This window comes from Anaerolineales bacterium (genome assembly GCA_022866145.1).
In the GTDB taxonomy this organism is placed as follows: Bacteria; Chloroflexota; Anaerolineae; order Anaerolineales; family E44-bin32; genus PFL42.
In genome coordinates this window covers 1-7273 of the sequence record JALHUE010000180.1, presented here as the reverse complement: position 1 = coordinate 7273, position 7273 = coordinate 1, and the positions used below count along the sequence as shown (strand labels likewise).

General features: G+C 65.3%; 6 protein-coding genes. 2 read left to right on the top strand and 4 right to left on the bottom strand.

Going from position 1 to position 7273, the window contains the following annotated elements:
• Positions 1 to 459, top strand: a 459-nt coding sequence (locus MUO23_05725; protein MCJ7512452.1) for a class I SAM-dependent methyltransferase, incomplete at its 5' end; no start/stop codon positions are given.
• A gap of 133 nt (positions 460 to 592) precedes the next feature.
• Here the strand turns inward: MUO23_05725 and MUO23_05720 are convergent.
• From MUO23_05720 to MUO23_05710, 3 genes are read right to left on the bottom strand one after another with little or no spacing between them, the layout of a single operon-like run.
• Entirely contained in the window at positions 593 to 1972 is a 1380-nt protein-coding gene (locus MUO23_05720) for a CpXC domain-containing protein (protein ID MCJ7512451.1), read from the bottom strand.
• A gap of 9 nt (positions 1973 to 1981) precedes the next feature.
• Entirely contained in the window at positions 1982 to 3559 is a 1578-nt protein-coding gene (locus tag MUO23_05715; protein MCJ7512450.1) for an ATP-binding protein, read from the bottom strand.
• Positions 3560 to 3565: 6 nt separating this feature from the next.
• A complete protein-coding gene (locus MUO23_05710) occupies positions 3566 to 4891 on the bottom strand; it encodes an acetyl ornithine aminotransferase family protein (GenBank protein MCJ7512449.1) in 1326 nt (441 codons plus the stop codon).
• A gap of 214 nt (positions 4892 to 5105) precedes the next feature.
• Between MUO23_05710 and MUO23_05705 the strand changes: the two genes are divergently transcribed.
• Complete coding sequence (locus MUO23_05705; GenBank protein MCJ7512448.1) at positions 5106 to 6797, top strand: long-chain fatty acid--CoA ligase; 1692 nt, start codon at positions 5106 to 5108, stop codon at positions 6795 to 6797.
• A 148-nt stretch (positions 6798 to 6945) separates the two neighbouring features.
• On the opposite strand, the gene MUO23_05700 is transcribed toward MUO23_05705, so the two are convergent.
• Positions 6946 to 7273: cell division protein FtsH (locus tag MUO23_05700; GenBank protein ID MCJ7512447.1), on the bottom strand; the 328-nt coding region annotated here is incomplete at its 5' end.

The window sequence follows — 7273 nt, the reverse complement described above, 5'->3', positions numbered from 1 at the left end:
TCAGTGCTCTCCGTCGAGGAATCGGCTGGGGCGATCACCCTGGGGAAGGCCAACCTGAGCCTCAATGGGTTTGAGGCACAGAAGGCGGACTGGCAGCAGGCAGACGTCTTCGTCGCGCTGCGCAAGTTGCGCGACCGGGGCCAGAGGTTCGACACCATCGTCCTGGATCCGCCGCGCTTCGCCGGCAGCGCGGCCCAGGTGGAGCGGGCCGCCCGCGGCTACAAGGACATCAACTTGTTGGCATTCAAGCTGCTCCGTCCGGGAGGGACGCTCTACACCTTCTCGTGTTCAGGGGCGATTTCGGCGGAGTTCTTCCAGACGATCGTGGCCGAGGCTGCGGTGGATGCGTCGCTGGATGCCCAGATTGTCGGTTGGCTATCTCAACCGGCGGATCACCCGGTGGCGCTGGCCTTTCCGGAGGGCCGGTACCTCAAGGGCCTGATCTGCCGAATTGCCTAGCTGGTACGTCAAGGCCCAGCCCGGCAAGCCGTCGGCCGCCAGAGCCCGCAGGCGTTGCATGCCCCTCGCTTGTGCATGCGGCCAGCCACCGGTCGATCGCCAGACCGCCAGCTGCCTCTAGCTCTCGTGGAGACTAGCTGGCGGAGAGTGGCGAGGCAGAGGATCCCCCGGTTGCGAGCTTGGCCTGCATCGAGAGACGTAGCGCCGTCCGGTGCAGCTCGCGGATCTCAGCCGACATCTCGGGCTCGTTCGACTGTTCGAGGCGCTGGGCCGCGCCCATCAGCGCACCCAGCGTCTGTTCATCGATCTTGCCGGCGGAGGCCTCGAGCAGCGCTCGTGCCTTCTGGATGTCTTCAGCCTGAAGGACTTCATCGGCAAGCTGCAGTCCCTCCGGCATCGCCTGGCGCAGGAGCTGGTGGATCACGGCCTCTACCTGCTGCAGCCGCTGCAGGCTGAGTTTGTCGCCGCGCTCAGTGGCAGCCCTCAAGTTGGCCTGCAGGATGCCCATGAACAGGTCGTCAATGTAGGGAAGGCTGGCAGCCACGGCCTGCTCCAGGTCAGCGGCTGCGGCGATCGACTTGAGCAGGGCGGCGCTCTGAGAAACGCGAGCATCCTGCACCCGGTCGATCTCCTGGGTGAGGTCGAGCAGCTGCTGCCGGAGGTCGGTCAGGCGTTCCTTGTCCGCGCCTTCGGCCTGTTCGATCTGGCTGCTGAGCAGGGAGAAGAACTCGTAGTCCAATGCCGGGCGGGCGAGGCTGACCAGTGCCGCCACCCGGTCGGGTCCGGGGGCGGTCAGGATCAAGTCGAGCAGGCGCTCCCGCGTCAGGTCGGCACCGCTGCCGCGCAGGCTGTCGGCGGCGGCCCGCAGCTCGGCCTCCTGTTGCGCCAATCGTTTGCCGAACGAGCTGGCGCCGATCACGGCTTCGAGCTTCTCCTCAGCCGCCTGGGCGGCGCGCTCGTCGGGCGCCGACTGGATGGCGGCGGCCGCCAGCTGGAAGAAGGCGGCGCCCAGGTCCTGGTCATGCTGGGCGGCGAAGGCGGCTAGGCCTTCCTCGGGGGTGTGGAGCATTTCCTCGAACAGTTTCATCAGACCCCGCTGGGCCTCGAGTTGTTCGCGGGTGATCCCGTCCGCCGCCAGGATTCGCTCCAGCATGCCCTGGACGGTAAGTACCGCCTGGGGCTGGAACAGGTAGCCCTTGCGCTGTTCAGCCGGGAGCCGACTGACGGCCTGATTGATGAGCTGGCCGATCAACCTCTCTTGATCATCCTTATTCAGGCCGACCTCAACCGGAAGGAAGGTGAGCAGCAACTCCTTGGCTGGGTCATGGTAGACCAGAGGCGTCGAGAGCTGGCCTTCGTAACGGCAGTTCGGGCAGCGGGCGAGGTTGAGCGAGCCGCTGAGCAGGCGCGCCTTGGCCGAGGGGTCTTGAGCGACGTCGACCAATTGCTCGATCGCAGCCTGGATGGGGCTGCCGCAGTTCGGGCAGCGGATCTGGGTCACGCTTCTAGCCATATTCGGTTCCTATCCCACGGAAGCTGATGATGTCGGTGTTCGGGGCAAGGAGAAGCAGATGCGGGCCCCCTTGGTGCGGGTCTCGTCCACCCAGATCTGTCCGCCGTGGGCCTCGACCACCGCCTTGGCGAGGAAGAGTCCCAGGCCGGTGCCCTTAGTTGTGCGGGCAGATTCCGTTGCGCGGAAGAAGCGGTCAAAGACACGCGGGGCGTCCTGCTGGGGGATTCCCGGGCCTTCATCGCTGATGCATACCACCACGTCGTCCGCCCGAGCCTGGCCGCTGATCGTGATCGTCCCGCCCTCGGGGGAGTACTTGACGGCGTTGGAGAGCAAGTTGTTGACCACCTGCGAGAGGCGATCTTCATCGGCGATGACCACGGGGAAGGCGGGCGGGAAGTGGACCTGAAGGCGATGCTTGTCGCTCTGAGTCTGGAAGCGCTCGGCGGCCCGCGCCGCCACCAAGTCCAGAGAGACCTCGGCCTGCTTGAGGCGGAGTGCGCCGGCCTGCAGGCGCGAGGCGTCGAGCAGGTCGTCGATCAGGGTCGCCAGATGATCCGCCTCCTCCTCGATCACCGCCAGGCTCTGGCGGACAACGGCAGGCTCCCAGCGGGCGTCCTCGCGGCGCAGCGTGCCGACGTATCCCTTGATCAACGCCACCGGCGTCCGCAGTTCGTGGCTGATGATCGAGATGAAGGTGCTCTTGAGCTCCTCGGCCTCGCGAAAGCGCGTGATGTCGCGGACGTTGCCGACGATGCCCAGCAGCCTGCCATCGGCGGCAGCCGTCGGGGCGTAGGTGACCCCGACGCTGGTAGTGGCCCCGTTGGGCTTGCGCAGATCGCCCTCGACGTACAGGGTGGCCTGCCGGTGGAGCGGCCAGCCGCTGGCCTCGGCTTCTTCCAGGGGGATCCCGTGCGTCCGCTGCGCCCAGACGATGACCTGGGCATGTTCCATTCCGATCGCCTGCTCGGACGGCATTCCCGTCAGGCGGGCGCAAGCCCGATTGAAGCCGATCACCTTGTGGGCCGGGTCGAGGATGAAGATCCCATCCGCTGATGACTCGAGCACCGAAGCCAGGTGTTGGCGCTGCTGGGTGACGTCTCGGTACAGGCTTGCGTTCTGGACGGCGATCGCGGCCTGCGCGGCAAACCCGGAGAGCAGATTGCGGTCATCGGCCGAGAACAACCCTCGGTAGGAGCGGAAGACGAAGATCACGCCCACCACTTCGCTGCGGGTGACCATGGGAAGCCCAACGCCTGTCAGGAGCCCCAGGGAGGCGGCCTCGGTCATCCGCTGCAAACGGCGATTGACCTCCGGCAGCTCAAATCGGGCGGGATCCTTCTGGTCGGGGATATCGGCCAGGAGCGGGCCCAGCTGTTTGAGCAAGGCGGGGTTGATGCCGTAGCTCGCCGCCACATGCCAGCCCCCGCTCTCCTGGCGCAGAGCAATCAGCCCAGCATGGCCGGCCAGCAGTTCAGTGGATAGGCGAACGACCAGGCCGAGAACCTTCTCAAGATCGAGTTCTTGTGTGATTGCCCGCGAGATCTCGAGCAGATACTCGCGCTGTCGGACGCGGAAATCCGGCAACATGGGTGGCTAGTCCAGCCGGGCGTTCTCGGCCTCGGTGATGGAGAGCTCGAGAGCTTCCAGGCCCTCGTCCATCAACGGGCGGGTGATGTTGAGCGGTGGAGAGAGGCGGACCGTCGAATCCCCGGCGCCGAGCAGGAGCAAGCCGTGCTTGAAAGCGTTGTCGACGACCGCCTGCCGCAAGCGCGGTGCTGGGGTTTTGGTGGAGCGGTCCTTGACGAATTCGACCCCAATCATTAAGCCCTTGCCGCGCACGTCCCCGATGCTCGCATGACGCGACTGGATCTCAGCCAGAGCGTCCAAGGTGTATTCGCCGACCTCGGCCGCATTCTGCATAAACCGTTCCTCGATCAACTCAAGGGTCGCCATGCCCGCCGCGCAGGCAAGCGGGTTCCCGCCATAGGTATTGCCGTGGGACCCCGACGGCCAATCCATGATGCTGGCGCGGGCGATGGTCGCGCCCAGGGGAACGCCGGAAGCGATGCCCTTGGCAACGCACACAATGTCCGGTTCGACACCCCAATGTTCGATCGCCCACCACTTCCCGGTGCGCCCGACGCCGGTCTGGACCTCATCCACGATCAGCAGGATCCCGTACTCATCGCACAACCGGCGCAGGGCCGGGAAGAAGCCGGGTGTGGGCACGACGTAGCCGCCTTCTCCCAGGATGGGCTCAACGACCACCGCCGCGCAATCCTCCGGTGGCAGCGAACGGTTGAACACGACGTTCTTGATGTAGTTGACGATGGTCACGCCGTAGTCGCTGTCGGTTGGAGCCAGCACCGGCCGGTATGGGTCGGGAAACGGAACATGGGTCACGCCGCCGAGCATCGGCGTGAAGCCGCGGCGCTGTATCGGCTTGCTGGCCGTGAGCGAGAGCGACCCCATCGAACGCCCGTGGAATCCGCCGTAGAACCCGATGAAGTGCTGGCGTCCAGTGTGATAGCGGGCGAGCTTGAGGCCGGCTTCGACCGCCTCGGTACCGGAGTTACCCAGGAACACCCGTGCCGGCTCATCAAACGGGGCGATGCTGCCCAGCCGCTCGGAGAAATCAATCCAAAGTGGATGGTAGTAGTCGGAGGAGATGTGGATGAAACGCTCTGCTTGTTGTTGGATCGCCCGCACCACCTGCGGGTGGCTGTGACCGGTGGAACAAACCGCAATCCCAGCAGCAAGGTCGACGAAGCGATTGCCGTCGACGTCCCACACTTCCGAGCCCGACCCGTGATCGATGACGAGCGGGGTGCTGCGAGGGTACGAGGGGGAGACGGCCAGCGAGTCGCGTTCCAGATAGGCCCTGGCCTTAGGGCCGGGCACAGATAGCGTTTGGACCATAGGCTTCCTCCGTAGGGTTCGCGGCCTGGGCCCGAGCAAGGGTCAGGTGCGGCGGGCGCCGGGGGGGCCAAGAAAGCGGCCCGCTCACCAGGCGTCGGGCGGCGGGACCGGCATGGGCCGATTATATCATCGCGCGCCGAGGGGCGAGTTCTGTTGTATAAACGAAGCAGGACATCCGGTCCACCTTGAGCAGGCGCTAAGGAGGCCGACCATCATGGAGGAGCGACCCTGGTATCGGCAGTACGACCCCGGAGTCCCCCGCACCATCGAGTACCCAGCCGTCTCCTTGAACCACCTTCTTGAGGAAGCTGCCCGCCGGTTCCCTGATCGGCCCTGCACGATCTTCAAGGGCGCCACCGTGACCTATCGCCAGATGGACGAGATGACCGACCGCCTGGCGGCGGGCCTGGCCGGCCTGGGGGTCATCAAGGGGCAGCCGGTGGGCCTGTTCATGCCCAACATCCCGCAGTTTGTCCTCTCCTTCTTCGCCATCCTCAAGGCCGGCGGTCTGGTGGTTGCGACCAACCCGCTGTACACGCCGCGTGAGATCGTGCACCAGCTCTCGGATTCGGGTGTGGAGCTGATGTTGGTCACCAGCAACTTCTACCGAAAGGTCAAGGAAGCCCAGCCCAAGACTCGCCTGAGCCAGCTGGTCGTCACCAACATCAAAGAGGGCCTGCCGCCTGTGCTGCGGCTGTTGTTCACCCTGGCCAAGGAGAAGAAGGACGGACACCGCGTCGACCTGGAGCAGGGGGACATCTGGCTGCAGGATCTGCTGCGACGGTATCAGCCGGCCGATCGACCCGAGGTGGATGTTGGGCCGGAGGACATTGGCATCTTCCAGTACAGCGGCGGCACGACCGGAGTGTCGAAGGCGGCGATCGGCCTGCATCGGAATCTGGTGGCCAACGCCCTGCAGATCCGATCCTGGATGCCGGATGTCCGCCTGGGCGAGGAAACCGTCCTGATGGCCATCCCGCTCTTCCATGTCTACGGCATGGTGGCCGGCATGATGCTCGCCGTGGCCTCCGCCGCCAGCATGGTGATGGTGCCGAATCCGCGGGACATGGCAGACGTGCTCCATTCGATCGCTCGCTATCGTCCCACGATCTACCCCGGCGTTCCCGCCATGTACAACGCTATCAACAACCACCCGGACGTGATCGCCGGCAAGGTCGACGTCAGCTCGATCCGAGCCTGCATCTCCGGCTCGGCCCCCTTGATGCGGGAGACCAAGGAGCGGTTCGAAGCCCTGACGGGCGGGAAGCTGGTAGAAGGGTACGGCCTGTCGGAAGCCCCAACCGCTACCCACTGCAACCCGCTTCAAGGCGGGGGACGCACCGGCTCGATCGGCCTGCCCTTTCCTGACACCGACTGCCGGATCGTGTCGCTGGACGATGAGGTGACGGAGATGGGAGTGGGTGAGATCGGCGAGCTGGTGATCAAGGGTCCGAATGTCATGCGCGGCTATTACAACATGCCCAGCGAAACCGCCAACAGCCTGCGCCAAGACTGGCTGTACACCGGAGACATCGCCCGGATGGACGAAGACGGGTTCTTCTACATCGTCGACCGCAAGAAGGAATTGATCAAGCCCGGAGGTTATCAGGTCTGGCCGAGGGAAGTAGAAGAGGTCATTGCCGAGAACCCCAAGGTGCTTGAGGTCGGCGTCGCTGGTGTGGCGGACACCTACCGTGGGGAGACGGTCAAGGCCTGGGTGGTGACCAAGCCCGGCGAAACGCTCACCGAAGACGAGGTTAAGGCCTGGTGCAAGGAGCGGCTGGCGCCCTTCAAGGTGCCGACCTCCGTCGAGTTCCGGACCGAGCTGCCCAAGACGACGGTCGGCAAGATCCTGCGGCGTGAGCTGGTCAAGCAGGAGGGCGATCGCGCCCGGGCACCCGACTGATCCCAGGCGACGGGGGCGGCATCCAGCGGCCGGCGGAAAACGAAGAACCAGCAGGCAGAGCCAAGCAGTGGGCGGGGTTGTCCCCGCCCACTGAGGTCTATGGATCTCGCCTGGGGTGAGGCCTCGGGATCATGGCTGGCTGCCCTGTCTAGGCGGCCGCCGGCACGGGAGTTCCCCCGTTCTTCGGAGCGACCGGCTTGTTGAACAAGGCTTCAAACTCTGCGCGGTCGAGGGTCTCGACCTCGATCAGGCGCTGAGCGACCTGGTCGAGCTGCTCGCGGTACTCGATCACCAGGGAGCGGGCTCGGACATAGGCCTGCTGAACGATCTCGCGTACCTCGATGTCGATCTTCTCGGCCACGGCTTCGGAGTAGTCGCGCTGTTCCGAGATTTCGCGTCCGAGGAAGATGAGCTCCTCCTTCTGACCGTACACCATCGGCCCCAGGCCCTCGCTCATGCCCAGGCGAGTCACCATG